The 26880-nt window shown below is 52.0% G+C and carries 38 protein-coding genes and 1 pseudogene; 34 read left to right on the top strand and 5 right to left on the bottom strand.

All coding sequences use genetic code 11. The annotated features are described in order from the left end of the window. Window positions 1-27: 27 nt before the first annotated feature. The 4 genes from EXW94_RS20165 to EXW94_RS20150 all read right to left on the bottom strand — a co-directional run bounded on the left by EXW94_RS20165 (window position 28) and on the right by EXW94_RS20150 (window position 3324). On the bottom strand, window positions 28-840 hold the full coding sequence (locus EXW94_RS20165; RefSeq protein ID WP_174340861.1) for a chromosome partitioning protein ParB: 813 nt from the start codon (window positions 838-840) through the stop codon (window positions 28-30). Window positions 841-845: 5 nt separating this feature from the next. After that, the gene (locus EXW94_RS20160; protein ID WP_174340860.1) at window positions 846-1193 is read right to left on the bottom strand and encodes a hypothetical protein; all 348 of its coding nucleotides are present in this window, start codon (window positions 1191-1193) and stop codon (window positions 846-848) included. A gap of 952 nt (window positions 1194-2145) precedes the next feature. Then, window positions 2146-2379 carry a hypothetical protein gene (locus EXW94_RS20155; RefSeq protein ID WP_174340829.1) on the bottom strand — a complete coding sequence of 78 codons (234 nt, stop codon included), beginning with the start codon at window positions 2377-2379 and terminating at the stop codon, window positions 2146-2148. A gap of 381 nt (window positions 2380-2760) precedes the next feature. Then, window positions 2761-3324 carry a helix-turn-helix transcriptional regulator gene (locus tag EXW94_RS20150; protein ID WP_174340859.1) on the bottom strand — a complete coding sequence of 188 codons (564 nt, stop codon included), beginning with the start codon at window positions 3322-3324 and terminating at the stop codon, window positions 2761-2763. A 139-nt stretch (window positions 3325-3463) separates the two neighbouring features. On the opposite strand from EXW94_RS20150, the gene EXW94_RS20145 reads away from it, so the two are divergent. The 10 genes and pseudogenes from EXW94_RS20145 to EXW94_RS20100 all read left to right on the top strand — a co-directional run bounded on the left by EXW94_RS20145 (window position 3464) and on the right by EXW94_RS20100 (window position 9249). After that, window positions 3464-3688: a YdaS family helix-turn-helix protein gene (locus EXW94_RS20145; RefSeq protein WP_174340858.1), complete on the top strand. Its 225-nt coding sequence runs from the start codon at window positions 3464-3466 to the stop codon at window positions 3686-3688. A 22-nt stretch (window positions 3689-3710) separates the two neighbouring features. Continuing rightward, window positions 3711-4266 (top strand): annotated as a pseudogene (locus tag EXW94_RS20140) (YmfL family putative regulatory protein). A 163-nt stretch (window positions 4267-4429) separates the two neighbouring features. Continuing rightward, entirely contained in the window at window positions 4430-4621 is a 192-nt protein-coding gene (locus EXW94_RS20135) for a DUF4222 domain-containing protein (protein ID WP_174340857.1), read from the top strand. Continuing rightward, entirely contained in the window at window positions 4599-5441 is an 843-nt protein-coding gene (locus EXW94_RS20130; protein WP_174340856.1) for a Rha family phage regulatory protein, read from the top strand. The genes EXW94_RS20135 and EXW94_RS20130 overlap by 23 nt, the downstream gene beginning before the upstream one ends. Continuing rightward, entirely contained in the window at window positions 5438-6355 is a 918-nt protein-coding gene (locus EXW94_RS20125; protein WP_174340855.1) for a conserved phage C-terminal domain-containing protein, read from the top strand. Before EXW94_RS20130 ends, EXW94_RS20125 begins: the two co-directional genes overlap by 4 nt. A gap of 2 nt (window positions 6356-6357) precedes the next feature. Then, window positions 6358-6813 carry a PerC family transcriptional regulator gene (locus EXW94_RS20120; protein ID WP_174340854.1) on the top strand — a complete coding sequence of 152 codons (456 nt, stop codon included), beginning with the start codon at window positions 6358-6360 and terminating at the stop codon, window positions 6811-6813. Continuing rightward, on the top strand, window positions 6810-7034 hold the full coding sequence (locus EXW94_RS20115; protein ID WP_174340853.1) for a hypothetical protein: 225 nt from the start codon (window positions 6810-6812) through the stop codon (window positions 7032-7034). The genes EXW94_RS20120 and EXW94_RS20115 overlap by 4 nt, the downstream gene beginning before the upstream one ends. Continuing rightward, complete coding sequence (locus tag EXW94_RS20110) at window positions 7031-7420, top strand: RusA family crossover junction endodeoxyribonuclease (protein ID WP_174340852.1); 390 nt, start codon at window positions 7031-7033, stop codon at window positions 7418-7420. Before EXW94_RS20115 ends, EXW94_RS20110 begins: the two co-directional genes overlap by 4 nt. Continuing rightward, on the top strand, window positions 7417-8406 hold the full coding sequence (locus EXW94_RS20105; protein ID WP_174340851.1) for a DUF968 domain-containing protein: 990 nt from the start codon (window positions 7417-7419) through the stop codon (window positions 8404-8406). The genes EXW94_RS20110 and EXW94_RS20105 overlap by 4 nt, the downstream gene beginning before the upstream one ends. 12 nt (window positions 8407-8418) lie before the next feature. After that, window positions 8419-9249, top strand: coding sequence for an antitermination protein (locus EXW94_RS20100; RefSeq protein ID WP_174340850.1), 831 nt, complete (start codon window positions 8419-8421; stop codon window positions 9247-9249). A gap of 414 nt (window positions 9250-9663) precedes the next feature. Here the strand turns inward: EXW94_RS20100 and EXW94_RS20095 are convergent, their stop codons facing one another. Further along, window positions 9664-10263, bottom strand: coding sequence for a DUF4145 domain-containing protein (locus EXW94_RS20095; RefSeq protein WP_174340849.1), 600 nt, complete (start codon window positions 10261-10263; stop codon window positions 9664-9666). A 549-nt stretch (window positions 10264-10812) separates the two neighbouring features. On the opposite strand from EXW94_RS20095, the gene EXW94_RS20090 reads away from it, so the two are divergent. The 24 genes from EXW94_RS20090 to EXW94_RS19975 form a co-directional block, all read left to right on the top strand. Continuing rightward, window positions 10813-11244 carry a tellurite resistance TerB family protein gene (locus EXW94_RS20090; RefSeq protein ID WP_174339195.1) on the top strand — a complete coding sequence of 144 codons (432 nt, stop codon included), beginning with the start codon at window positions 10813-10815 and terminating at the stop codon, window positions 11242-11244. Then, window positions 11240-11392 carry a DUF3927 family protein gene (locus EXW94_RS20085; protein WP_375336635.1) on the top strand — a complete coding sequence of 51 codons (153 nt, stop codon included), beginning with the start codon at window positions 11240-11242 and terminating at the stop codon, window positions 11390-11392. The genes EXW94_RS20090 and EXW94_RS20085 overlap by 5 nt, the downstream gene beginning before the upstream one ends. Before the next feature lie 82 nt (window positions 11393-11474). After that, window positions 11475-11765, top strand: a complete 291-nt coding sequence (locus EXW94_RS20080) for a hypothetical protein (protein ID WP_174340848.1) — start codon at window positions 11475-11477, stop codon at window positions 11763-11765. Window positions 11766-11858: 93 nt separating this feature from the next. Beyond that, the gene (locus tag EXW94_RS20075) at window positions 11859-12461 is read left to right on the top strand and encodes a hypothetical protein (protein ID WP_174339197.1); all 603 of its coding nucleotides are present in this window, start codon (window positions 11859-11861) and stop codon (window positions 12459-12461) included. Window positions 12462-12637: 176 nt separating this feature from the next. Continuing rightward, window positions 12638-12994 carry a D-Ala-D-Ala carboxypeptidase family metallohydrolase gene (locus EXW94_RS20070; RefSeq protein WP_174339198.1) on the top strand — a complete coding sequence of 119 codons (357 nt, stop codon included), beginning with the start codon at window positions 12638-12640 and terminating at the stop codon, window positions 12992-12994. Window positions 12995-13162: 168 nt separating this feature from the next. Further along, on the top strand, window positions 13163-13429 hold the full coding sequence (locus EXW94_RS20065) for a hypothetical protein (RefSeq protein ID WP_174340847.1): 267 nt from the start codon (window positions 13163-13165) through the stop codon (window positions 13427-13429). Between the two features lie 121 nt (window positions 13430-13550). Further along, window positions 13551-14168 carry a protease gene (locus EXW94_RS20060; RefSeq protein ID WP_174340846.1) on the top strand — a complete coding sequence of 206 codons (618 nt, stop codon included), beginning with the start codon at window positions 13551-13553 and terminating at the stop codon, window positions 14166-14168. A gap of 3 nt (window positions 14169-14171) precedes the next feature. Then, entirely contained in the window at window positions 14172-14423 is a 252-nt protein-coding gene (locus tag EXW94_RS20055; protein WP_174340845.1) for a hypothetical protein, read from the top strand. Window positions 14424-14494: 71 nt separating this feature from the next. Then, window positions 14495-14845 (top strand): hypothetical protein, encoded by a 351-nt coding sequence (locus EXW94_RS20050; RefSeq protein ID WP_174340844.1) that lies wholly within the window; start codon window positions 14495-14497, stop codon window positions 14843-14845. Window positions 14846-15311: 466 nt separating this feature from the next. Beyond that, a complete protein-coding gene (locus EXW94_RS20045; protein WP_174340843.1) occupies window positions 15312-15857 on the top strand; it encodes a terminase small subunit in 546 nt (181 codons plus the stop codon). Further along, the gene (locus EXW94_RS20040) at window positions 15832-17745 is read left to right on the top strand and encodes a phage terminase large subunit family protein (protein WP_174340842.1); all 1914 of its coding nucleotides are present in this window, start codon (window positions 15832-15834) and stop codon (window positions 17743-17745) included. The genes EXW94_RS20045 and EXW94_RS20040 overlap by 26 nt, the downstream gene beginning before the upstream one ends. Continuing rightward, a complete protein-coding gene (locus EXW94_RS20035; protein ID WP_174340841.1) occupies window positions 17746-17952 on the top strand; it encodes a phage head-tail joining protein in 207 nt (68 codons plus the stop codon). Then, entirely contained in the window at window positions 17949-19532 is a 1584-nt protein-coding gene (locus EXW94_RS20030; protein WP_174340840.1) for a phage portal protein, read from the top strand. The genes EXW94_RS20035 and EXW94_RS20030 overlap by 4 nt, the downstream gene beginning before the upstream one ends. Next, window positions 19522-21030 carry a S49 family peptidase gene (locus tag EXW94_RS20025; RefSeq protein ID WP_174340839.1) on the top strand — a complete coding sequence of 503 codons (1509 nt, stop codon included), beginning with the start codon at window positions 19522-19524 and terminating at the stop codon, window positions 21028-21030. Before EXW94_RS20030 ends, EXW94_RS20025 begins: the two co-directional genes overlap by 11 nt. A 2-nt stretch (window positions 21031-21032) precedes the next feature. Next, window positions 21033-21359, top strand: a complete 327-nt coding sequence (locus tag EXW94_RS20020) for a head decoration protein (protein ID WP_174340838.1) — start codon at window positions 21033-21035, stop codon at window positions 21357-21359. A gap of 67 nt (window positions 21360-21426) precedes the next feature. Beyond that, window positions 21427-22455, top strand: coding sequence for a major capsid protein (locus EXW94_RS20015; RefSeq protein WP_174340837.1), 1029 nt, complete (start codon window positions 21427-21429; stop codon window positions 22453-22455). A 40-nt stretch (window positions 22456-22495) separates the two neighbouring features. Next, window positions 22496-22867: a DNA-packaging protein FI gene (gpFI, locus tag EXW94_RS20010; protein ID WP_174340836.1), complete on the top strand. Its 372-nt coding sequence runs from the start codon at window positions 22496-22498 to the stop codon at window positions 22865-22867. Window positions 22868-22911: 44 nt separating this feature from the next. Then, window positions 22912-23277, top strand: a complete 366-nt coding sequence (locus EXW94_RS20005; protein WP_174340835.1) for a head-tail joining protein — start codon at window positions 22912-22914, stop codon at window positions 23275-23277. Further along, window positions 23274-23927 carry a hypothetical protein gene (locus EXW94_RS20000; protein WP_174340834.1) on the top strand — a complete coding sequence of 218 codons (654 nt, stop codon included), beginning with the start codon at window positions 23274-23276 and terminating at the stop codon, window positions 23925-23927. Before EXW94_RS20005 ends, EXW94_RS20000 begins: the two co-directional genes overlap by 4 nt. Continuing rightward, window positions 23927-24469: a hypothetical protein gene (locus tag EXW94_RS19995; RefSeq protein ID WP_174340833.1), complete on the top strand. Its 543-nt coding sequence runs from the start codon at window positions 23927-23929 to the stop codon at window positions 24467-24469. Before EXW94_RS20000 ends, EXW94_RS19995 begins: the two co-directional genes overlap by 1 nt. Beyond that, window positions 24462-25079, top strand: coding sequence for a phage baseplate assembly protein V (locus EXW94_RS19990; RefSeq protein ID WP_174340832.1), 618 nt, complete (start codon window positions 24462-24464; stop codon window positions 25077-25079). Before EXW94_RS19995 ends, EXW94_RS19990 begins: the two co-directional genes overlap by 8 nt. Before the next feature lie 245 nt (window positions 25080-25324). Beyond that, window positions 25325-25867 (top strand): hypothetical protein, encoded by a 543-nt coding sequence (locus EXW94_RS19985; protein ID WP_174340831.1) that lies wholly within the window; start codon window positions 25325-25327, stop codon window positions 25865-25867. 96 nt (window positions 25868-25963) lie between these two features. Further along, window positions 25964-26302: a GPW/gp25 family protein gene (locus EXW94_RS19980; RefSeq protein ID WP_174340830.1), complete on the top strand. Its 339-nt coding sequence runs from the start codon at window positions 25964-25966 to the stop codon at window positions 26300-26302. After that, a partial coding sequence (locus EXW94_RS19975; RefSeq protein WP_309232514.1) for a baseplate J/gp47 family protein occupies window positions 26299-26880 on the top strand: 582 nt, incomplete at its 3' end. The genes EXW94_RS19980 and EXW94_RS19975, both read left to right, overlap by 4 nt.

The following is a 26880-nucleotide window of genomic DNA, read 5'->3' as shown; positions in this document are numbered from 1 at the left end:
AGATTGGCGGCGATATCTTCGAGTACGCTATCGTTTTGATGAGATAGCCTTGTGCTCGTCCATAATCGACAGCGCTTCGGCCAGAGCAGCGCCATCAAGAGTGAAAACACCTTCATCACTGATGGTGGCCTGAGCCATCAACTCAACGAAACGACGCGATTTCTTCACGCTGATCTCTGGCGCAATAACGCTGCGTGTGACTTTCTTCTTGCCCTGAGATGCCGCTGAAGCCTTATCCTTCTGAAGAACCTCACCGGCCAGCTCGCCAAATTCTTTTACCCGGTCGACAGCGACATCCACTGATACCGCACCGGATTTAACTTCCTGCTGAACGTCGTGGTTAGCAGTGCTAAGCAGCAGGAGCTTTTCTACAGTCGGAACTGACTTGTTAACCAGCTTCGCGATTTCGCTTGTTGTCTGGTTAAACGCGTTGTGAAGTTCCTGTATAACAGCAGCCTGTTCCATATCGGAGAGAGGGAGCTGGTTGTTACTGGTCATGATGCGAGCCAGGCGCTGCACATCATTACCTGTGAATGGCATGATATGAATGCGATCAACTGGTTTTCCTGCATCCCGGCATCGCTCATAGCATCGGCGTCGGCGGTGGCCTTCAACAACCCAAACACCACCCTCATCACGTGCGATAACTTCCAGGGGAGGAACTGAGCCGCCGTTCATCAGGTAGTTAAACAGGCCATCATCTGCCTGGCGGGTGCGTTCGTCGTCTTCGCGCTTGTTGAAACCCTCACGAACATGAATATCGTTAAGGCTGATAAACATCCCGGTGTCGGTGCGTTTAATTACTCCCGAGCGCGACATTTGTTTGAATGAGTTAGACATGATTATTATCCCTGACGGTTGGTGCCGAATGTTTCAATTATGCCTTTAGCTTCGGACATAATATGTTGCATTTCGGCCAGGGAGTTAGAATCCAGGGTATTCTCACTGGTGTTAATTTTTTCCATAATCTTTTCATTTACTGAAATAACTTGCTTAAGCGAATCGATAAGGATTTTCCGTTGTGTCATTGCCTCGCAAAGCACAATGCTATTAATGTCGAGCCGTGTTGCAATTTCTTCCATGAGAGCCGCCCATGACTTTGGGAGTAATTTTGATGTCTCGCGAGCTTTTTTAATTAATTGCTCTCGTGTCATTCGCGGCTGAATTTCTTTTATTTCATGCGTGGTAGTCATAAATTTTCCTTATTGATGGCATCCTGCACAATGCCAGGTTTTTAATAAATGAGTTCAGTTCTGTGTGACGATGGAAATATTTTTGCAATTAATAAGCGAGTGCTTATTCAAATTGCACGGGTGCTTAAAATGACCTTATGTTTCTCCACAACTGGGAGCGCGTTCCCCTGAGTTTGATTTAACGACTGCGGCCTCTCAGTAAAAAAGATGCAGAACGCGCTTTCAGTTGTGTGCCGGGATATTTCACCACGCCCGGCGCGTGTTTTTTGCCTACCACAGCAATGAAACGAGGTTGTGGTGGGGCTGCCACTCAGGCGTATGGTCAACCTGGCAACCCGGTGTCCTAATCAGGTAAAGGAGAGGCACCTGGCCATACTTACCGCCGCGCCGTTTCGCGGATTACCACAACGAAGAGAGCACTGCCGGTGTCCGAATTGAACGGACCTTTTTCCTGCCCATTGCCACCGCTTCGTGGTGTCTGGAATTGAACCGGACATTAAACCTTGCTCGTCAATGCACTCATCGTTGTGTGCTGGTCTTTCCCAGCGGTCAGCGCGCTTCCTCTGCTCGCCGCGCAGGGCCGTCTACTTCCGAGCTGTCACTGCCGCTGTCTGGCCGGACATCCGCCCTCCCGATTACGCCCGTCGTCGGCGGCGGTCTTTCCCTGCTGTCATTGCGCAATCCAGCGCGTGGTTTTTTGCCCAAAACTGCCGGGCGCTAAGTGGTAGTATCAAATTGCATTTTTTAACCAACCACTTAGAGGTACTCATGCAAGACTTTGAACCACCTATGTCATCTGATCCAATGATCCGTATAAATGCATTGGAGGTTGTAATTCGGGCTATTTTGTCTTCACTACCGCCGGAGCAACTCAGGGAATCACATAGCATCGCAGAGCGTAGTTTTCAGAAGGCGATGAATGAACCGACACTCCAGCCGGAACATATCCAAGCTACGCAAGAGATTGCTGACATGGTTCGCTTTCTTTATGCCCATGTGAATCACAGGCTTTAATCTGCATCACTAACGCTTTTGCAATACCAGTGGCCGCGTCTTTTTCCTCCCGCAGGATAAACTCGGCCTCTTCAATTCGTGCTGCTGTACCTGCATTTGGCTCCAGTGTCTGGATGCGGCGAGCATCTTCAAGAAGTCCAGCAATAACCATCTTCAAATTCGAACTATTCATAGCGGCTCCATCTATCGTTACTGTTGCGAATCATCCCGGCCTTCATATGCCCCGGGCGGCTACTTCGTGGGCGTCCTGCCTGTTCGCTGTCGATGGAATAACTATGACTTAGGGAATAATTAAAGTCAACCTGAAGAACTGGATTTTTTATGATTTAGGTAATAGTGTGATTTTGAGGCGGGATTAAAAATTTTTAGTACGCTGGGTAAGAATGATGATCTACTATACGTTTGTACAGTGGTTTTTGCTTAGGGCAAAAAAATTTGCGGGCTATTTATAAAATTATCAGTTAAAGCGAGAGGAGGGGATGATGGGAGTTCTTTATAAAAAAAACCGTAGTGGCGGCTACATCCCCATAGATGTTGATGATGCGGAGGTAATTTACTTTCGTAATTTTCGTACGAGAATCTGCTCGGCCACTCCTAAAATGCACGAAGGCTCCTTGATCTCTGTCACTGGAATTCTTTCATCATCTACCGACAAAAAACCATATCCTGAGCCACCCTCAAGGTAACGGTAAACAGATATATCCCCCCTAATAGACGTAACAACAAGCTCATCATTACCAGGGGCAACGGTAGGATCAGTCAGAACTACAGAGCCCGCAGGAGCCTGCATTATGCCTGTGTTCTTTCGCATGATATATGCGCGGTAATGCTGAGGGACGCTCTCAGTCCATGAAATCACATCATCTGTTTGCCCATTCACATCCCATACTGAAACAACCCTGGACGCATCAAGTTTTTCAATAATCGAGTCAGATCCGCCAGCCATATTCCCCGTGCCGTTGATCAGCCAGTCGGCACTGATTCCGAGGGCAGCAGCAAGCTTCCCGGAATACTTCGAGGTTTCATTCTTCCCGGCCAGTATCTTCGAAATTATTGATTGGTTTACACCTGACAGCCGAGCCAAATCGCTTTGAGAAGTGATTCCCGTATCCGTCATAGCGCGCTGTAGTCGTTCGCATAGTGTCTTCATGACGTGAAAATATTACCTATGTAATCACCAGTCAAATTACCCAAATCATTGACTTTATCTATTACTCAAGTCATATTTGCAGTACCAAGGTCATGAGGTATAACCAATGAACAGAGTCATTAAGAGGGCCATATCTATCGTGGGCTCTCAAAAGGAACTTGCAAAAAAAGTTGGAGTGGATCAATCCGCCGTAAGCAAGTGGCTTCGGGGTGGAGGGATTCGCTCTCAATACATACCTGGACTTGTTGCTGCAACCAATGGGCAACTAACGGCGGTTGAAATAATCGACTCGCTTAATACCGAGATTATCGCAGAGCCAGATCAGGCATAACCACAGAAATTGGGGGTTAACCGTGGGTAATGAACCGCAATGGAAAGTAGAGCGTCAGCCAGCCTGGTTGGTGGCCGCTATCAAGAAGTCCATCACCGATCTGCAGGGTGGATATACCGAAGCTGCTGATTGGCTCGGGGCGACCGAAAACGCCTTATTCAACCGCCTGCGTACCGACGGCGATCAAATTTTCCCGCTCGGCTGGGCGATGGTGTTGCAGCTGGCTGGTGGAACCCACTACGTCGCTGATGCCGTAGCGCGGAATTCTGGAGGCGTCTTTGTGCCTCTGGTAGCGCTCGATGACATTGAGAATGCCGACATCAACACTCGCCTGCTGGAGACGATTGAGTGGATAGGCCGACACTCACAGATGATCCGCGGCTTTATAGCTGACGGCGTGATTGATGATCGTGAGAAGCAGGCGATTGATGAGAATAGCTATCAGGTTATGGCTAAGTGGCAGGAGCACATCACGCTGCTGTATCGCGTTTTTTGTGAGCCAGAAAAGAAGTGACGCCCGCGAGTATGCAGCTCCGGGCGTCGTGGCGTGTCGAATCAGTGGAGAAACTAACGCATGAACAGTTTAACGGCAAAGGCATCACTTCCGCAACTGCGGGGTATACCGGTAATGGGAAGCAATAAGTTCCGTTATGAGCGAATGGTATCGGGTAAATGGGTGCCGTGTAACCACAGTGAGGCGATTGCTGCTGTGGGAGAGTGGCGTTTAGAGATGAAGAGGTTATGCGCGAGCTTAACAGGATTTTCAGGGACTGGCGGGGTAATGAAGTGCGGGTCATCAGGTGGGAAGAGGAATGTGGACGCGTTATATACCTTCGCGAAGGGTACGATCATGAGTGCTTCAGCCCTCTTAAACAATTCCTGCGTAAATTTACAGAATTAAAGGGCGAAGATGAACGCACCACAAAAAATTGATTATGACAACTCCGGGCGTTACACTGTCCTGGCAGCGGCAAAATCCGTTGCCGGGCTTCGCATCCCGGAATTCTCAACAGCGCATAACCGCGCTTTAAGCGGTTTTTTTATGCGCGCAGCCTTAGTGCACCTGTTTATGGTGGCTCAGGCGGGGGCTCCTTCGGGGGCGCCGGTATCTGTTGAGGCCGGTAATGCGAACTCCGTCTGGGCTACCACCAATCATGGCTTCGCATCTGTGGGTGGTAGTAACAACTACTCAGCAGAGGCTGCCATCATGGCTACTATCCCCGCTATTGCTCAACCTGAAATTACTGTTATCAACGGTCAGGCCGTTACTTCTTCTCTGGCTATTGCCGATTACTTCACGAAACGCCACGAGCGTGTTTTAGACAAAATACGCAACATTGAATGCTCACCTGCATTTGCTGAGCACAATTTTGTGCTGAGTGAGTATACCGACGCTACAGGCCGCAAACTTCCCTGCTACCAAATCACCCGCGACGGCTTCGCGTTCCTCGCTATGGGATTCACTGGTAAGCGTGCAGCGCAGTTCAAAGAATCGTACATCACAGCCTTCAACAACATGGAAAAGTTGCTGCTCGATAGTACTGATACCTTCCTGACCGCGCACAATGCGCACGTAGCCTATCTCTACATGGCTGAAATCCATCGTGTTTGGATTACTCAGCTTTACCCGATGCTGGTGGCCTCTCAATCCCCAATAGCCCATAGCCTGTATGACTACGTGAATGATGCCGTATTTGTAGCTGGCCTCGTGGATCGCTCACTAAACTGTAAGCGCATGGAGGTACAGAAGTGAGCGTTAAATTATCCTCATACGTCTGGGATGGCTGTGCATCGTCTGGAATGAAGTTGTCAAGTGTGGCCATCATGGCGCGCCTGGCTGACTTCAGCAACGACGAGGGGGTCTGCTGGCCTTCTATCGAAACAATAGCGCGTCAGCTAGGGGCGGGTATCAGCACTGTGCGCACCGCAATCGCGAAGCTGGAAGCCGAAGGCTGGCTATCCCGTAAATCTCGCCGACAGGGCAACCGCAACGCGTCCAACGTGTACCAGCTGAATGTGGCAAAACTTCAGGCTGCTGCGTTTTCTCACCTGTCAGATTCTGACGGGTCAAAATCTGATGCTTCAAAATCTGACCCGTCAAAATCTGACCCGTCAAAATCTGGCAAAAAACCGCAGTTTGACCCTCCAGAATCTGGCGGGGATCCGTCAGTAAAATCAACTACTGATCCATCATATAAAAAACCCTCTTGTCAGGTTGCGCCGCAACCCGACGATTTGGATGTTGGTCAGATGCCTGATCCTGAAGTTTTGCTGACAGATAATTCAAAACTTGTGTTGAAACATCTCAACCAGGTGAGCGGCTCTCGTTTCCAGAACTGCTCTGCTTCGCTGGATAACATCCGCGCAAGACTTCGCGAGGGCTTTACTCCGGAAGAGCTCATGCTGGTGGTCGACTACAAGCACGAGCACTGGCAAGGCCTGAAGGATTACCAGTACATGCGGCCAAAAACTCTGTTCATCCCCGGAAACTTCCCAGGCTACCTGCAGGTTGCTACTCGCTGGGATGCGAAGGGTAGGCCTCAGCGCGAGGACTGGGACGCTCTACGCACCAGGAAAAACACCGGGGTATTTTCCGATTCATTCCAGCAAAAAAAATACGAAGTTCCACCCAACTCTGGTTTCCGTGTGACGGGAGGTTCCCAGTGAGCATGATGAAAACACTGGAGTCGTTCATCGCGGAAAATCCAGGTCTGACAAGCCGTGAGATTGCGCAGGGGCTGTCGGGTGCTCCATGTTCCGGAAGAACGGTTCAGCGGTCGGTTATCAAGCTCTACGGGATTGGGGTTTTGAGACGCGAGAAACATGGTGAGCCTGGGCTTTACCGTTACTACGTTGCAAACGTGTCGTCTCATGAACCGCTCGCAGAACCCGCCACAGATGATGGCATTCTGAAGTTGGTTGGCATCGCTGAAGGTCTGATGGTCAAAGGTCTATACCGTCGTGCCGCCAAAGTTTGGCTTGAGGTTTTCACCACTGCGAGAGTTAAGGACCTGAGAGAGCGCGCTCTTCGTTGCCGAATCGACTGCCAGCGTAAGGCCAGATTAGAAATTACGGGAGTAAATTACTGTCCGCCAGGAATATTTGTTGGAGGTGAAATCCGGTGAATCTATCAACCGAGCAGGAGAACGCTTTACGTGACGTTGCAAGGCAATGCAGCGATGCCATTAAAAAAGCCCTGAAGCAGAAGCCAAAGCCAGTCTGGAATGTCGTTGTGCCTCCGATCCTGAAGGAGTACCACGAGAAGGTTAAACCAATGGGCGTAAGACTGGTGATGTTCTACAGTGTAATCGGACGCCTTAACGGGCGCTATGGAGTTGATTCATGAAGCTGGTGTTACCGTTCCCACCTAGCGTAAACACTTACTGGCGCTCACCCAACAGCGGTCCTCTTAAGGGGAGGACGCTGGTGAGCGAGAAAGGCAGGGCATATCAGAGGGAGGTGATGCGGGCAATTATCAGGCAGTTAACATGCCCGCCAAAGCCGTCATCTTCGCCAGCTGCGGTAGAAATTTTTCTGTATCCGCCTGATGAACGCCGCCGGGATATTGATAATTACAACAAGGCGCTATTCGACTCGTTGACACGAGCTGGCGTCTGGGAGGACGACAATCAGGTAAGACGCATGGTTGTTGAGTGGTGCCCAAAAGTACCCGGGGGACGGGTAGAGATATCAATATCTAAGCACAAACCACAAGCGGGGTATACAGCGTGAGAGTTTTACTGACGCCTGAAATAGCACCGCGAACCGGTGTGGTGCTGTTCCGCCCGGGGAGAGAGTTACTCAGCGTATTCAATCGTGGCCGAGTGATAATTGAGCCTGAGCCAGAATGGGCTGAGGAGCTGCCGTCTGGAATACTGCCTCTTGGTAAACAATCTCTTGCTCAAGAAAGCACGCTTGCGTTGTTGTTCGAAAATGAGCGAGTCATCATGCGTGCCGGGGGGGTGAGTAGCCTTGATGCGTGGCTGGAAAGAAAATTCGAATGTCAGTGGCCTCATACTGACTGGCACGCAAGGGACTTCACTGTAATGCGTCACGCCCCTGGAAGCATACGACTTTGCTGGGGGTGTGATACTCAGTTGCGCTCACAAACCACTGAAAGGCTTGCAGGAATTGCCAGAGATAACCTGGTAGAATGGATGCTTGAGAGGGTGAATATTATGCTGGGATTCAGCGAAGACCATATCCTGACGCTGCCGGAGTTCTGCTGGTGGATGGTACGTAACGATCTGGCTGACCTAATACCTGAGCCGCTGGCAAGCAAAGCACTAAGGATTAAGCCTGAATCGCACAGTTCAGTAATGCGTGAAAGCGAGATTGTTCCATCATTACCGGCGACAAAAATCCTCCAGGAGAAAGTGAAGAAGATTGTTGCGGTGAAGGTCGATCCTGAATCACCAGAATCTTTCATGCTGAGGCCAAAGCGCCGTCGCTGGGAGAACGGGAAGTATACCCGCTGGGTTAAGTCGCAGCAGTGCAGTTGCTGCAATAAGCCGGCAGACGACCCCCACCACCTGATAGGCCACGGGCAGGGTGGAATGGGTACCAAAGCGCACGACCTGTTTGTGATACCGCTGTGCAGAGCACATCACGACGAGTTGCACGCTGATCCTGTGGCATTTGAAGCGAAGCACGGCGACCAGTTAACGCTGCTGTTTCGGTTTTTAGATCGTGCGCTGGCAATCGGCGTACTGACGTAAGTGGAGACGCTCATGGACCTCGATAACGTTGTTAAATTCTTTGCCCCAAAAGGAATGCATATTTCCGATAGTGTTCGCGCTACTGCCAGCGAACAACTGACGGTTACTGATGTTATGGCTGCGCTGGGCATGACCCAGGCAGATGCGGGGATTGGCCTTGCCATGTATCTTGGCAAAGCCGGTGTAAGCAAGCAGGACAGAGACGCCTCGATTAACTGGCTGGCTGAATATGCCAAACAATCCGCGCCTTTTGCAGTACGCCGCCTCGCCGGAAAGAAATTCCCTCTATGCATGCTTATCCTCGCTAAGTTCGCATATAACGACTATGCATCGTCCGCTGCTGATTTATCAGATTGCCCTAAATGCAACGGTAAGGGCCTCATTGAAAAAGTCGGTACTGTCACCAAAAGCCATTACACAATGAGAATTCCACAGTGGGCAAAAGACCTTGGACAGTCGCCATCATCTTTCGAAAAGAAGCGTCAGGTGAAGAACGTTGAGCAATCACTCTGCACAAAATGCAACGGTACCGGGAAAATAAGTAAGCGCTGCCAGTGTGGTGGAACGGGAAAGACACTTGACCGTAAAGCAACAGAGTTGCAGGGATTGCCTGTTTATAAGGAATGCAAACGCTGCGAAGGTCGAGGCTACAGCAGGCCAAAATCATCTGTTGCATACCGGGGAATATTCTCTGAACTGCCAAGCCTTCCTGATCGCACATGGCGCTACAGCTGGAAGCCATTCTACGAAATGCTTGTTTCTCGCTGTTTTCAGGAAGAGAGCCATTCCAATACTCAGCTCAAAAAAGTAACAAGAAACGATAATTTGACGGATATCGCGTAAATAGACGTCACGATGCTTGCAATGTTGCCGTTTTTGATGTAATTTGACACTAACGATGGGATTTGTATGTCCACGGTTAGAAGGAAAATATAAAAACCTCGCCGCGGCGGGGTTGTATTGTTTGTACACAACAGAAAAGGTCACTTAGATCCCCTGATGATCTCCTGGATGTTCATTCACGGTTGGTTGAAACAAATTCCGCTCTGGTGAGTGGCCTTTTCTTAGTGGTGAATCCGTAGGTCGATACGGCTGAATAAATATCAGTGCGGGACAAGCTTTAAACGTACCGAACGAGGCGAGATCATTAGACAGGTTATGCTGCTAACCGCCTGGCCCTGAACGCTGGCACTATCGACGCCAGCCACCACAGCAATTTTAATCTCAGCCCTGGCATCCGCCGGGGCTTTTGTTAGCCTATTTCGCAGCATTTTGAGCGTCTGAAACTCGATGAGGAAGAACAAAGGAAATTTCGAGAAAAAGCCTGATGAACGAGACAAGCTCAGAAGCTTCTGAGTCACTGGCTTCCAGTTCGTGAGCAGCCTCATTGCCGTCAAGTCTTACACGATGAGCCCAGTGTTTCATTGCTTCGGTCAGATGTCCATCCGTCCTTGCTTGATTAATTCGGGATAATAAATTTCCTTTCTCATAGCCTAAATTTTGCAGCGCAACCTCCAGAACGCTACGGCAGCCAACGACAATACGTGGAGCAGATCTTTTCATTTGAATATCTTCCTGGAGCTCAACGAAAATCTTCCTGATTTTTTCCGGATAATGCGGAGAGTCATCTGGTTCTTTGATTTCAGGGAAAACTTTAAGGTCAGACATGTCAATATTTGTGAGAACCCATTCGCTATTTTTAAAGGCCTGTTTAACGTTTGCCAGTTCTCTGATTTGGAATCTGTAGGATATCAGGACCGGTCCATGACACTCCGGGCACATAGCTGTTGAATAAGCGGAAACACTGGATGTCGATACTACACTTGACACCGTTACTGTTTGCAATGGTTGTAGCATGTTCACCTTTGCAGGTATGCGACTGGCGTACTCAGTTGCGTTTTGTAGATGTAAGTTAACCTGATGCAAACAATGCGGACACTTAATTTTAAGGGAGTACATAGATGATCTCTTTGGTGGATATAGTTAATGATTTTGATAATTGCATTACAGGCTCCGTTGCTGATTCTATTGTATCCATTGAGCGTATTTTTGCTCTAACTCAAACCCGGCATGGGTGGGATGTTGCAATACGTTGCCTCGCCGTAGCATTTGTTACTGCAGAAAATCGACGCAGATGTATGGATACGGAAATTGTTGCCACACAGGGAGTTACTATACCTCAACAAAAAAGCCCTAATCACCAGGTAGCCGATAATATTTAGAGTCTGCATGCTGATTTAATCATTCAATGACCCCGCAGAGATGCAGGGCTTTTTTATTCCCGCGCCACGCTCGGCGCACATCAACCGCAGAGTCTTTCAGGGTGAGCCTTAGCAGTGGTCAGTGTGACTACATCTGCGGGCTGTCCACTCTGAGCGTAAGGCTCACCACTAAAGGAAGGTCACGATGTTTGGTTTTGGTAAAAAAGCACGTAAAGCAGTAGCTGAAGTAAAGAAATTTGAGAAACGCGATCTGGCTCAGGCTGTGATTAATGCGGCCTGGCTGGTGGCGTATGCCGATGGCGAGTGCTCTAACGTGGAAAAGGCGGCCGTGGATCAGGTTCTTCGCGCTAATCCGGTGCTGGGCGCGTTCACTTCTGAGATTCAGGGTATTAGCCAGACCATCATCGCGCAGCTCGATGCTAACTATAAAGTTGGCCGCCTGGCAGCGTATCGTGAGATTGAAGACTGTAAAGGCGATCAGCGTGAAGCTGAAGATGTGCTGGTGACGGCGATTGCGATCGCCGAAGCGGATGGCGATATCCAGGAATCTGAGAAGAAAGTGCTGGACGAAATCGCCAACCGTCTGGGCCTGCGTCTGGAGACGTACCTTGATTAATCAGGCAAGACTGGTGCTGGCGGCGTTGCTGCTGGCGCTGGTGGTGATGGTCGATTTCACCAGTAAGCTGATGTCGGTTCTTGCCGATGGCGTGCTGGTGGCGATGGTGGTCATTGTGATGTGGCCGCTGGTTAAACCCGAAAAATAACCAACCAACTAACCAACTAACCAACTAACCAACTAACCAACCAACTAACCAACTAACCAACCAACTAACTAAGGTGCTAACTATGTACGCATTGAAGAAAATAACTGTCTCTCCCGATGGTCGTCATATTGAGGAGGTCACAGTAATTGGTGATTACTACCAGCTCGAATTCGTGCCAGCTTCCCCGGCCTCTGATGTTGTTGCCCGCATCCACTTCAGCAATGGCAATCGCCTTGGGGCTGAATCAATCATTGTTTCTGATGAGGCATATATCACCACTATCGCCGGTAAGACCGTCCGACAAATTTGTCCCGGTAATTTCAAGGTGCGTAAGGAGCTGGCAGATTCGCGTACCGCGAAGCCCGGCGAATAGTGCTGTGCAGCGGGCATTGAACCAATGCCCGCGACAGAGCAGTATTTTCAATGACAGAGCCGCCGGAGTGCCGGTATGGCACAACGGAACCCTATGGACGAAACACAAAAAGAGGCTGGCCGCGCGCTGGCGGTCATTCGCTACGTCAACACCTGGAAGAAGCTGATTATCTTTATGGTGCTGGTAACGTTCTGCGCATCCGGGTACGCGGTATGGGATTACCGACGGGAGCTTGCCTTCTGGGCGATGGCGAGCTTTGGCAATCCGCGTATTGATGAGGAGCGCGTAGAGCCTGAGGTCACATCGCTGATGGCTGATACTACTGCGCTCAGTGCGGCGGTGTGGTCGGTCAACCTTGAGAGCAACCAGCGCAGGGCGTTATTTGTTCGTGTGCGTAATGAGCGCCTGACAAATCAGGAGGGGACGGGAGACCTTGCCCTCAGGCCCCAGTCAAAGCTTACGGCTGAGATAATCGAGCTCATAAACAGCAAAACGAAATGCTGGCCTCACGTGGCAAATACCGTAGTTGGAAAGACGGCGCGCGAAGCGGGGGTGAAATGGGTATGTGCTGCAGCTATCCCTCCTCAGTTCGGGACGATGATTGGTATGCTGGCAGTAGGATTTGCTGAGCAGCCAGAAAATGAGGATTACGTGAAGATGCGTATCCGGGATGCTGCGGAGAGGATTATTAAGTGATGGTTGAAGAGATTTGCTGGGGTGTTGTCTGCGCCTTCGCGATTGTCATGTGGGTTTTAATAATCAGGTCGCTATGGTGAGTTCGGAAGATGATCAGCATGCTTTTCTCTTTCCTGCTCTCGATGGCTGTCTTTTTTTTGCTTCTGGCATTTCTTTGTGATTTTGAGGATTGAATTGTGGGTGATTTAAGCGAGCACTTCAGCAGGAGTGAGTTTGCATGTCGTTGCGGTTGTGGATTCGACACCGTTTCTCCTGAGCTCATTACGGTGCTGGAAGATGTGCGCACGCACTTCGGCACGCCGGTGAAAATAAACAGCGGATGCCGCTGCGAAAAGCATAATGCGAAGGTGGGTGGCGTACCGAACTCCCAGCACGTCCAGGGTATCGCTGCTGACATCGTTGTTTCTGGTCGTACCCCGGCGCTGGTGGCCGACTATCTCGAACGCAAATACCCGGACCGCTACGGTGTCGGCCGCTACAGCAGCTTTACGCACATTGATGTCCGCCAGGTCAAAGCGCGCTGGCGAGGGTGATTTTATTTTCTGCTGCCGCGTCACGATGGCCAACAGAAAAATCAGCATAAACGATCTGTTTTTATGGGGTGTGCTATCGGGTTTTCCCGGCAATATATTTCACAACTCAGCACAAAATTCTAAACATGCCTCGCTAATGCGGGGCTTTTTCATTTAAGAGAGACGCAAATGCAAAAAAGAGCAAAAGATTTTAAATTTCACCTTGGTCAGCTGGTGAATATCCGTATCAGCGACGAATGGGGAGAGGTACAGGCTCGCGCTCAATACCGTAGTGACGAAAATCAGTATTTCATTCACTACCAGGCTGCCGATAAATGTGCGACCACGCGCTGGTATTCCGAGTCGCAACTGCTGGCCGTAGAAGACGAGCGCTCCCCTGGTTCGCCAGTGTTCGGCTGTCTTGATTTGCCGCCAGGCGCTGTAGTCGAAGAGTAATCATTCCAAAGCCCATCAGCTGGTGGGCTTGATAATTATTATCTTCAAAATCCACATTTAGCAGCACAAGCCTTTATGGCGCCACGCGGCAAAACTTCATTTCTCAGAGGATTATTCTGTTATGGCAATTATTCCCGGCGGTATGGGAGGCGGTGGCTCTGGTGCGCCTGGCCCTCAAGGGCCGCCTGGTCCACCCGGGCCAAAAGGTGACACCGGCGCAACTGGGCCCGCGGGCCCACCTGGTCCTGCCGGAACGCCAGCGCCCATTGTCGATACTTTTCTGCTGGATGTTTTCAACTGGACGGGCAGCCAGACCATAGCCAATGCCGCGTTTCTGAATTTCCTCTCCCTCGCTGGCATTACTCAGCAGACGGGTGGAACTGCAGGCGTAACAGTTGCTGCTGGTGTGGCAAAGCTGCCGGCAAAAACAAAGCCATCAGGCGTGACCTTCTCGTTTCGAATTACCGGAGCGGTCGGCGGCTCATCCGGTACGGCTCGTGAATGGAAGTTCCAGACGCGCCGTGCAAACGGAACGACCATCATCGGCTCTACGGACGCAAGCAAAACGAGCGGGAACAGCATTGATAACCGTGATTCGGTGCTGGAGTCCCACACGTCCGGAGCGACTGACCCTTTCACAACAGAGGGCGTAATTGTTGGTCTGCAAAACGACAGCGGCGCGACGATAACCCTGACATCAGTATCTGTGCGCATTTATCGCCAGGTTAACGCGGAGTAATTCATGACAGTAAGCACACGAATCATTTCCCTCGGCGGTGAATGGCAGCAGATAACGGATGGAGCAACGACCTCGTTTATCCAGGTAAAGTCTGGTGTGCTCGAGTACGTTGATGCCGATGCCGCTCCACTTGCGGAAGTTGAGGGGCACACAGAAGGCGCGGGCGGGAAATTCAGCGTTACACCTCCTACGCAGATCTGGGGGCGTAAAGCATATGCATACGGGGCTGCTCGCATTGTTCTCACGTCGCGTTAAAACACGCGAACCGGTTATAAATAAACCGCCAAAGTTGGCGCAGTAACGGATTTTAATAAGAGGTGGGCATTATGTTGAGAATGTATGTTTATCCGGATCTCGTTCGCATAACCAGAGAGATAAACCGGGCGCTTTTTAATGACATCACCGATCTTCTCAGCAGACACAACATTCAACCTGCCACACCTGACTTCATGGACATAGGTGGCGGGCTGGGTATGGCCCAGTGGGCTTTTGTGTCTGAAGCGGGAGCGATTGAGGCGGGGGATCTCATTGCTGATTATTTCCGGTCGATCCCCCGCAACGATTTAATTGCCCGGTATTGTGTTAGTGGTTGCGGACCTGAGTGGGCTATCACCCCTCATCGTTCAGAGCTTAACCCCTGCAGGAGGGCGTCGGCCAGAACTGGGATCAAGCTCTAATCCCTTTGTGATCGCGGCCCGTAGTCGGGCATTGAATTGAGATGGAGTTAATCCCAGCGAAATTGGTGGTCTGAGCAACTCTGATTCCTTTAATGCTTTTGCAATGCTATCAGCCAATTTTTCATTTTGTGCAGTCATGTCGAACCTCCCTGGTTCTTTGTTTGTGAGAAATCAAAGGGTAACACCAGGGATGGTTCGACTCCAACGCAGAGACTGACGCGCACGATACACGCAGCCCCCCTCCGAAAAGGTACTTTCCAGCACTTGAGAGCACCGAGGGTGCAAAAACTCGCACGGATTCGCTATTTATGAAAATTTTCCAGGGAAAAATCATGTCGGTTCTTTTTTCTTTTAACTTCTTGTATTAATTGATTTTTATGTGCGTAACAAACCGACATTCCGAGCGCCGTTTTTGGCTCATTTTCTTCATTTCATGTCGGAACTCATTTTTTAATCAAGGTGTTAAATGAATGTTAATAAAAAGACGCTTGCTGAGATTTTTGAGGTAGACGCCAGGACGATAGAGCGCTGGCAAACGCAGGGCATGCCCGTTTCATCTGGAGGTGGCAAAGGTGTTGAGGTGACCTTTGATTCCAGCGCTGTGATCAAATGGTACGTCGAGCGTGACTGTGAACTTGAGAACGCCAGGCTTCGCCAGGAAGTTAATGAGCTTCGTAAAGCCAGTGAGTCAGATCTGCAACCCGGATCTATTGACTATGAGAGATACCGACTGACGAGGGCACAGGCTGATGCGCAGGAACTCAAAAATCTGAAAGATGAAAAACTGGTTGTCGACACTGCATTCTGTACGTTTGCGCTCTCGAGGCTTGCCAATGATATTGCTTCAGTGCTGGACACGATCCCGCTGTCGATGCAGCGACGCTTTATCGAGATGGATGAAATCCAACTCAACTACCTGAAAGCCCTGATCGCGAAAGCAATGAATGCCGCTGTTATGACCAGTGAAAAAATACCGGAAGCCCTTGATGAATATCTCAGCAGCACAGATTGAAAATATGGTGCAGGCATCCCGTGATGGCCTGGCTGGTTTGAAACGTCCGATCCCGATGGTTGTTGTTGAATGGGCCAACGAATATTACTACCTCCCGAAGGAGTCCAGTTATAACCCGGGCCGATGGGAGACCCTGCCGTTTCAGGTTGCGATTATGAACAGCATGGGCAACGACAGGATCCGCACCGTCAACTTCATTAAATCAGCCCGTGTCGGTTACACAAAAATGCTGCTGGCAGTGATGGCCTATTTTGTTGAGCACAAAAATCGCAATTGCCTGATGTTTCAGCCGACGGATGGCGATGCCGAGAACTTCATGAAGTCTCACGTCGAACCGACGATCCGTGAAGTGCCGGCGCTGAAAATTCTTGCACCCTGGTACGGCAAAAAACACCGTGACAACACGTTATCCATGAAGCGATTTTCTCATGGTATTGGCCTGTGGTGTCTCGGCGGTAAGGCCGCCAAGAATTATCGCGAGAAATCAGTGGATGCGGTGATGTATGACGAGCTGGCAGCCTTTGACGCAGATATCGAGAAAGAAGGCTCACCCACGCAGCTCGGTGACAAACGTATCGAGGGCTCCGTCTGGCCTAAATCCATTCGCGGCTCCACGCCTAAAATCAGGGATGTCTGTCAGATTGAGAAGGCTTCGCGTGAGTCCGATCACTTGCTCCGCTTCAACATTCCCTGTCCGCATTGCGGCGAAGAGCAATTTCTTAAGTGGGGCGAAGATGACACTCCTTTTGGTCTGAAATGGGAGGAGGGCAAGCCCGCGACCGTCTATTACCTCTGCGAACATAATGGCTGTGTTATCCGCCAACCCGAGCTGGATCAGAAAGCGGGGCGCTGGATATGTGAAAACACACAGATATGGACGCGGGATGGGCTGGAATGGTTTGGCGGTAGTGGTGGCGAAATTCCGGCGCCGCGTTCCGTCTCATTTCACATTTGGACGGCCTATAGCCCATTCACCACCTGGGAACAAATTATCTGGGATTATCTCGCCGCCCTGAAAGATCCGAACGGGATGAAAGGCTTCTGGAATACGACGCTGGGCGAGACCTGGAGTGAGTCCATAGGCGAAAAACTGCAGCACGATATTCTTCTGGAGAAGAGAGGGGCTTACAAGGCCCAGGTTCCGGCCCGCGTCGTGTACCTCTCGTGCGGCATAGATTCACAGCTAAACCGCTATGAGGTGTACGTCTGGGGATGGGCACCGGGTGAGGAGGCTTTCCTCATTGATAAAAAGATCATCATGGGACGACATGACGCAGAAGAAACCCTCATGAGGGTCGATGAGGCTATCAACGCGCGTTACCGTCATGAGGACGGTTCGGACATGATCATCGCCCGCATCTGCTGGGATACTGGCGGTATCGACCCGACAATCGTGCATCGCCGCTCCCGAAAGCATGGTCTGTTCCGGGTTATCCCGATTAAAGGGGCCAGCGTTTACGGGAAAACGGTTATTTCCATGCCAAAAACCCGCAACGAACACGGCACCTATCTTTGCGAAATTGGTACGGATACCGCGAAAGAGATCCTCTATGCCCGCATGGCCGCTCAGCCAGTTGATTTCAGCGAGCCGACGCCTGGCGCAATAAGGTTCCCCTTAAACCCGGATGTTTTTGCCGAAGAAGAGGCGAAGCAGCTGGTGTCAGAGGAACTCACTGAAAAATATGAACGCGGGAAGATGCGTCGCTTGTGGGACAAAAAAGGGCGGCGAAACGAGGCGCTGGACTGTTTTGTCTACGCCTATGCCGCATTACGGCTGTCGATGCAAAGATGGCAAGTTGATTTGGATGTGCTTGCCGCGTCCCGAACGCGTCCCGACGCGGAGGATGCCGCCATGAAAGCTGTTTATGCCCAACTGGGAGGGGGTTAAATGTACACACAAGAGATGCTAAACGAGGCCAGAAAGGCGCTGCACGAGCTTTTACTGGGTAAAAAAGCGGTATCGATTTCTAAAGATGGGCGTCAGGTGCAGTTTAATCAGACGACTATTGCCGACCTTCGCCGCTACATCAATGAGATTGAAACCGGGCTTGGTATGGCCTCGCGCCGTGGGCCCCCAGCGGGAGTAAGACTATGACGGAAGTTGTTCTGGTTGACGTCCATGGTCGTCCACTGCGCGATTCGATGGGGTACAGCGGTGGCGGTGTGGGGTTCGGTGGTCAGCTTGCCGAATGGGTGCCCCCACTGCAAAGCGCCGATGCGGCGCTACTGCCGACGCTTAAGCTGGGCAACGCGCGTGCTGACGATCTGGTGCGAAACAACGGCATTGCCACTAATGGCGTGCGTTTACATCAGGATCACGTAGTCGGCAACATGTTCCGGCTCAGTTACCGACCAAACTGGCGCTTCCTGGGCATGAAGGAGTCCGACGCGCAGGCATTTGCCGATGACGTCGAGGCTGCATGGACAGAGTTTGCTGACACGGTAATGAGCGCGATAGACGTTGAGGGAAAGCGCAATTTCACGGAGTTCATCCGGGAGGCAGTTGCTGTGCACGCCTTCAACGGCGAGGCTTTCGTTCAGCCCATCTGGGGCGGCGGGCGCGGCAGCATGTTCCGCACACAATTCAAAATGATCAGCCCCAAGCGCATCGAAAATCCGTTTAACGGTGCAGATACTTCTCAGCGTCGTGCGGGTATTGATATCGACAGCAGCGGAAGGGCGGTTGCCTACCATATTCGGCAGGGCGATCCGCATTATCACGGCTCCTCCCGTTATCTGCGGGTAGCGCAGCGCAATCGCCTTGGCAGGCCGGGGATTATTCATATCTTCCAGCCAACGGAGGACGGGCAGACGCGCGGTGCCAATCAGTTTTATTGCGTAATGGAGCAGTTAAAAATGCTCGATACGCTTCAAAAAACTCAGCTCCAGAGCACAATCGTTAAATCGATGTATGCGGTTACGATTGAGTCTGACCTCGATACCAAAGAGGCGCTGGCGTTTATTGGCGGCGCAGAAAATGGCACTCAGAGTGCGCTTGATAAAATGCTGATGAAGCGGGCGGCCTATTACGCCAACACCAATATCAGGCTGGGCGGTGTCAAAATCCCGCACCTGATGAGTGGCGACTCGCTGAACCTTCAGTCAGCCCAGGACTCGGACAACGGGTTTTCGGTGTTTGAACAGGCTCTGCTGCGCTATATCGCTGCCGGACTCGGTGTTTCTTACGAGCAGCTTTCCCACGACTACAGCCAGGTCAGTTACTCCAGCGCCCGCGCTTCGGCGAACGAGTCGTGGCGTTACTTTATGGGGCAGCGCAAATTCATTGCTGCGCGTCTGGCGTGGCAAATGTTCGACTGCTGGCTCGAGGAGGTGCTGTTGCGTGGTCTTCTCGTTCCGCCTGCTGCGCGTCTTGGGTTTTATGAGGCCCGCAGCGCCTGGAGCCGTTCCGAATGGATTGGGGCAGGACGCATGGCGATCGACGGCCTTAAAGAGGTGCAGGAATCCGTTATGCTGATCGAGGCCGGACTCAGCACCTACGAGAAGGAGCTGGCGAAGTTGGGCGAGGATTATCAGGAAGTGTTCCGCCAGCAGACCAGGGAGTCGAAAGAGCGCGAAAATGCGGGGCTTCGATCCCCGAGCTGGATAGCGCAGACCTACAATCAGCAAATTGTAAACAGCCAACAACAGAGTGAGGGCAATAAAAATGCCACGTAATTTGGCCCACATCGCCAGTACGGCGTTTAACGAACCCCTGATGTTAGAGCCTGCCTATGCGCGGGTTTTCTTTTCTGCGCTGGGAAAAGAGACTGGCACCGAGCGTCTGATCATCCCACAAGAAAACGCCCTGCTGAGCGCGCAGGACATGGAGGCGGTCACTGCTTCATTTATGTCGGGCGATCGCAAGGCTGCGCGGTTCTACGAAGTACGCAACGGTATCGCCGTGCTCCCCGTGACGGGATCGCTGGTCCATAAACTTGGTGCAATGCGGCCTTTCTCGGGCATGACCGGCTACGACGGAATTATCGCGCGGCTCACACAGGCGATGGCTGATCCGGAGGTGCGAGGCGTCATGCTGGATATCGACAGTCCTGGCGGTCAGGTAGCCGGTGCGTTTGACTGTGCCGATTTGATAACCCGACTGCGTGCGCAGAAGCCCATCTGGGCATTAACCAATGATATGGCCTGTTCAGCGGCGATGTTGATGGCATCGGCCTGTACCCGCAGGCTGACGACGCAGACGGGGCGCATGGGCTCGGTGGGTGTGCTGATGGCGCACACCAATATTGCTGGCGCACTGGAAAAAGAGGGGCGAGAAATAACGCTCATCTTTTCCGGAAGCCACAAAACTGACGGCAATCCTTACTCACCGCTTCCGGATGCCATTCGCGCTGCCTTCCAGGCGAAAATGGAGGACGTTCGCCTGATGTTCGCACAGAAAGTGGCGCAGGGGGTCGGGATGTCCGTTGAGGCTGTGCTGGCAACGGAGGCCGCCGTATACGATGGCGCTCAGGCAGTGGCGGTGGGATTTGCCGATGAGCTTGTTAACAGTGTTGATGCCGTCGAACTGATGGCTGCCGCACTTACCAATAAAACTTTACCGACAGGAGATAGCATGACAACACCACAACAGGCGGCAGAGCTGGCCGCACAGGAGCGTCAGCGCGTGATGGGTATTCTTGGGAGCCCCGCCGCAAAAGGACGCGAGGCACTGGCGAACGCGCTGGCCCTGCAGGAGGGCATGACGGTAGTCCAGGCTGAGGGGATCCTTAACGCTGCACCGGCATCTGCTGAGGGCTCACCGACAGTGGCCGAACGTATTATGGCGCTTCCGGCGGCGAAGGGACGCGAAACGCTTGCATCACTGCTGGCAGACGATCCGGGAATGACGCTGGATAAAGCCGAGGCGCTTTTAAGCGCATCTCCGGCCGCTGCCGTAGAGACTGCATCGCTTCGCGATCAGCTGCTTGCCTGCCCTGTCGCTAAGGGACGTGAAGCGCTGGCGGAGGCGCTGGCCTCTGATCCGGGCATGACACACGATCGCGCGGTTGAGCTGCTGTCTCTCGCACCAGTTGCAACCGGCACCGGCGTGTTGGCAGCCAGCTTTGAGCGCTTTATGACTTCAGACGCCGCCCCTTCAGTCGGGAATGATGTTGACGGCAGGGATGAAGAGACCGCGCGCTTAGGCTCATTTATCGGACGACAGGAGCAATAACCATGACCTTTGAAACACGCAGTGAACATCGTATTTTCGCCGGCAGTGATCCGGCACATACCGCACTGGGGGAAGCTTACATTACGGAACCTACACCGGCACTCACCCCGCTCATGCTTGATTCAACCAATGGCGTTCTTTTGCCCTGGGATGGTGCGAGTGCTGGTGCAGCCGTGGGCGTTCTGGCACTTGACCACGATGGTATCTCCACGATGGCGTCGTATTACAAAACCGGCACCTTTGACATCAATGAGCTGGTTTGGCCTGAAGGCGTTTCCGGGGCTAAAAAACGGAATGCATTTGCGGGTACAGCCATCAGCGTGGCCTGACAGTTCGCTGCTATAACCCATTAAATCAGGCTGCTTCGGCAGCTTTTTTGTTTCCCGAGGAAAATACATGTCTCTCTTCACCACCCGACAGCTTATCGCTGTCACGCAGGACAAGCTTAAATTCAACGCGCTGTTCCTGAATATGTTCTTCAAGCGTGAGATCACCTTCGATACCGCAGAAGTGATGCTGGACAAAATCACAGGCAAGGCACCGATCGCCGTGTACGTGTCCCCTACGGTACAGGGCAGGGTGCAGCGTAACCTTGGCGGCTCGACGCGCACTCTTAAGCCCGGCTACGTGAAGCCAAAACACCAGGTTACGCCTGACATGGTGGTGGAGCGTCTGCCGGGCGAAGATCCGGCGATGCTGAATGACCCGGCGTATCGCCGTGAACGCATCATTGCCCAAAATTTGCAGCTCGAGGAGCAGTCCATCGTTCAGGTTGAGGAAATGCAGGCCACCCAGGCGGTTCTGTATGGCCGGTTTATCATGGAAGGTGAGGAGTTTGCGCCGGTTGAGGTGGACTTTGGCCGAAATCCTGAAAACAACATCACTCAGGCCGGTAGCGCAGCGTGGTCCGTTCAGGACACTGAGACCTTCGACCCAACGTATGATCTGGATTTATACGCAGATCAGGCCAGCGGCACGATTGATATTGCCATTATGGACGGGCAGGCCTGGCGCACCCTGAACAGCTTTAAGCTGTTCCGCGAGAAAATGGATACCCGTCGCGGGTCGAATTCCCAGCTGGAAACCGCGCTGAAAGACCTCGGGTCTCTCGTGTCCTTCAAGGGGTACTACGGCGATCTGGCTATTGTGGTTACAAAGGCACAATACGTGGATGAGGGTGGCGAGCAGCAGCGCTATATGCCTGAAAATACCATCGTTATGGGTAATACCCAGACTGGCGGCATCCGCTGTTACGGCATGATCCATGATGCTCAGGCGTTTGCTGAAGGCATCACCGCAGCGAAGCGTTACCCTAAAAACTGGATCACTCAGGGCGATGTCAGCAGCGAGTTCACCATGACGCAGTCTGCGCCGCTGATCGTTCTGCCAGACCCGAATGCCTTTGTGGTTATCACCCTGGCGTAACCCTCCCTGACGGGCGGCGCTTGCCGCCCAGAGAAAACCCATGACAAAGACAGAAATGATTGCCCGCCTTGGCGAGCTATCGGCCCTGCTCGGGCGCGATATTGATACATCCGGGACTGTTGCTGAACTCGAAATCCGGCTGCTTGAGGCTGAGGAAGAGCTGGCCTCACTGACGGACGATCCGGATGTGGCAACCGGCACCGCGTCGACATCTGTGGCTTCCGGCGTGGAAATTCAGCCTGGTACTGACGATGAAACGTCCGGCGTGGTGCTTATCCGCACGACCAAAACCCTGCAGCTGAATATCTTCAGTAAAGGCCGCTGGAAAGGCGACATTGTTAAACCCGGCCGTGAGGTTTTTATCTCCACTGATGATGCAGGCAATCTCGGGAAGCAGATTATTCGTGTTTAAGTGAAGGCGGGCTGACGTGTCTGGCCTGAACTTATGGAGGTGCTATGGATTTCGATAACCTCTTTGATGAGGCGCTCAGCGATGCGGACGATCGCATCATTGATACGATGGGAAAAAATATCATCGTGTCGATTCATGGCGTGGACACCCCGGTCAGGGCGGTTTTTGACGAGCCTGCCGCTGATTCCTCCCTGCCCGGTGGCGCGGCGACAATTGAAGATGTCGCCCCCACGCTATTTGTTAAAACAGCGCTTATAGCCGGACTTAAAAAGCGCGATGCGGTAAGCGTTGCCGGTGAACCTTTCTGGGTGGTGAAAGTAGGGCCTGATGATACCGGCACGTGCACTGTTACGCTTGCGCGTGGTCAGCCCGGTGATCCGGCCCCCCTGCGCGAGGGACGCACGCCATGACCTCAGAAAATAAGCCTTTAATTGACCTCGGCAATATATCCAATCTCGCTGTTTATCTGAAGGCCACTGAAAAGCAGATGCTGCAGGCGTATGGACGCGCGCTTGGCCGCACGGCGACGTGGCTTAAAACCCGCTCCGCCAGAATGGCCGGAGAGGGTATCAAGGTCAGAAAGCTCGACACCCTGCGAAAGCGCATGGGGTATTACCGAAGGAAGGCGGCTGCGGGCGATCCTGACGCCCTGAAGTTCTGGTTTGGCCTGAACGCCATGCCTGTCAGCGACCTGAAAGGGAAGATAACCGGCAAGAGAGGAAAGCGCCACGCCCGGCGGGATAAAAAAACGGGTCGCTTCATTAAGCGGCGTAAAGGCAGCGCTGCGCCCGTGTTCTCACCTGACGGAATGAGCCTGCCCGATACCGCCTTTGAGGATGGTTATGTGACCCGGCCTTATGCCGGCAGGCGAACCATTTTTGTGCGCGGGAAATACCGCACCCGTGAGGCGACGATAGACATCCAGGAGCCGATGGAAAGGGATGTCATTTCCGATTTGATCCGCGAGATGCCTTCTTATTTCATGAAGCAGTATGAGCATGAGATTAAGTATCGCGTGGCCACGAACCTGAGAACAGACGGAAGAGGAAGGAGAATTTAATGGCCAGAGTGGCAGTGTTTGATCTTCATAATGCCGTCCTGGAACACCTTAAGGGGGTCTCCTGGCAGCGAGATGTCGGCGCATACCCGGAGATAAAAACGGCCCTGGTGACCCCGGCGCTTTATTTTGCAATTAACGCCTGGTCCCGGGCGGACGCGGGCACCGATCAGCTTCATGTTGATACTGACTGCTCCGTCTATCTTGCCGTCAACCGAAGCCTTGACATTGCGGGAAGCATGTCGCCAGAGCTTTATGCCCGCGATCTTGCCGATGAGCTGACCTGCCTTGTGGACGGTCAGACGTTCGGCCTTAATATTGAACCCTCTGTCTTCGTGAGCGCTGAAGTGGACGAGTTCGACACGGAAATGGACGACTATCACCTGTGGCGGATTGATTTCAGCGTGCAGCTGCCCGTTGGTGTCGATCCGCATGATATTGCCCGCGCGCCGCTGAAGCAGGTGTGGCTGGGCAAAGCACCGGACATTGGTCGCGGGCACGAGGAGGATTACCTCGCCCTGCTGCCGGAGGTGCGCCGTGAGTGAGGCTATCCTGGCCGACCTGCAGCGTAGGCTGAATAATCTGGTTACCTCCGGAGTGGTGCACTCCGTCCAGGCAAAACCACTGCGCTGCCGTGTGCAGATCGGCGATTTGCTGACTGACTGGTTACGCTGTCACATGCCCGCTGCGGGCGATGTTAACGAGGCGCGCCTGCCGGTGAAGGGGGAGGCGGTTCAGGTGTTCAGTGAATCGGGTGATTTGCGAAACGGCGTGGTCTATCCCGGCCTGCACAATGACGATAACCCGTCACCGGTTAGTGAGCCTGGCGTGCACACCACCCGTTATGCTGACGGAACGTACTTCACCTACGACATCAACACAAAAGCGTTCGGTATATCCCTGCTTGATGGTGCTGTCAGTCTGACGGCGACGCCGGACGGCTGGTTCTTTAAGGGAAAAGTGACTTTTGAGGATGAGACCACCCATAAAGACGCGGTGACATGCGAAAAAACGCTGGCGGCGGAAGGGAATATCTCGACTCAGGCGGAGCTGTCAGACAGTCAGGGCAGCCTGAGCGAGGTGCGTGAGACGTACAACGAGCACGACCATGACGAGACAGACAGCGTCACCCTGAAGCCTAATCAGAGTATGTAACCCCTGGTCTGAAATGGTGAATGCGCAAGCAATGCTCTCTGAATGACAGACACAAAAAAATCCAGCAATCGCGGTACGCTGATTGCTCTTAGAGATTCTTACATCCATTCTGAGGGATATGCATCAGTGTTATTTTGATAGTTAAATATATCATTTTCCGACGGAAAACAATTGAGCACAAAAAATAAAGTGATTAATGAATTCTCTGAGATGATAACGCCCTTTTTTGATTGCAAGGGATATCGATGAAACTCTTTAATTTTTTATTCATAATATTAGCTATGTTTCCATTTTTATGCTTTTCAGGAGAACTGGATCTAACTGTTGAGTCTTTCATGAAAAAATATCACTCTTTTATGGAAGGTAAAAGCAGTCTCGAGCAGCATGATAAATATTGCGCAATTTTGACTAGTTCATCTGAAGATGGTGATATTGAAATAAGTAAATTAAAGAAATACCGCCTGGGAAACGAAGGGGGGATGACTGGTTGTGGTGGAAGTGCGTTTGTGTATCTTAAAGATGAGAATCTCAATGATGTAATTGAGAGCGCAGGCATTTTATATCAATCATCAAGAGGTGGGCTTCCGCAGTTTCTCCTGACAGCTAGAGTGCATCTTATAAAAGCAGTAATCGGCTCAGATAACTACAAGGATAATTCTATACCATATGTGATGAGTGTGCCTGGGACTAGAAGAGATAAATCTAGGGTAACGTATGTAGATGGTTATGAAATAAAAAATATGCAAATTAACGACTCTATGCAAATGATGGTCGTAACAAAACAGTAATTCATTTTCTGAATCCCAATACTTAGAATATAAATTTATTTGTAATTAATTACATTACACCCGCCTTCTGGCGGGTTTTTTTATGGGAAAAATCCGATGAAAGGTATGAATGCCAGGACGGGGCGAGCGCTGTCGGGAAACGACCATCTACGTCAGTCCATTCTGAATATTCTGACCACCCCTGTCGGCACCCGCGTTTTGCGCCGCGAGTACGGAAGCGAACTTCCTGAACTGGTTGATGCACCTGTCGATGCCGCCCTGGTCGGCCGTATTCGCCGCGCTACCGCTGACGCCCTGAACCGCTGGGAGCCAAGAATTCGGGTAACGCGGGTGTATGTGACTGGCGCAGGTAACGGTTTTATCGAGATCGTGATCGAGGGGCGAAGCCTGGAAAGCGGCGCGCAATTTCGCACTAGCGGAGTCAGGATAACGTGAGCACAAAAATGATTGATCTGTCCCGCATTCCACCGCCGGACATTGTTGAAAATATTGACCCTGAGAAAATACTTCAGGAGTGGATCGCCGCGCTTGTTGCAGGTGACGCCGCTTACGATGGCCTGCTGGAGTCCGACCCTGCCTATATTCAGGGGGAGGCCATCAGCAATCGCGAAAGTCTGCTGCGCCAGCGCGTCAACGAGGCCATTCGCGCCGTTTTGCTCGCCAGCTCCAAAGGTGATGACCTTGACCAGCTTGGCGGTAATTTTGGCGTGGAGCGACTGATAACCGCGCCAGCCCAGCCTGATGCGATCCCCCCTGTCGATGCAGTATATGAAAGTGACGATGCATATCGCGAGCGCATACAGCTTTCCTGGTCTCGCCTGAGCACGGCAGGAGCATGGGATGCCTACAAATATTTTGCCAGTGGTGCTGATGGGGATGTGCTGGACGTTGAGGCCTACGGCCCGGAAACGCATGGCATGCCGGGCCAGGTACTGATTTACGTACTTTCGCGCACCGGAGACGGCACGGCCTCGTCTGAGCTGATAGCGGCAGTGCATGCAGCGGTTAACTCA

Source organism: Enterobacter sp. JMULE2 (assembly GCF_013337145.1).
GTDB lineage: Bacteria > Pseudomonadota > Gammaproteobacteria > Enterobacterales > Enterobacteriaceae > Enterobacter > Enterobacter mori.
The sequence above is the reverse complement of the archived record's forward strand: the minus strand, read 5'-3'. Positions and strand labels throughout refer to the sequence as shown.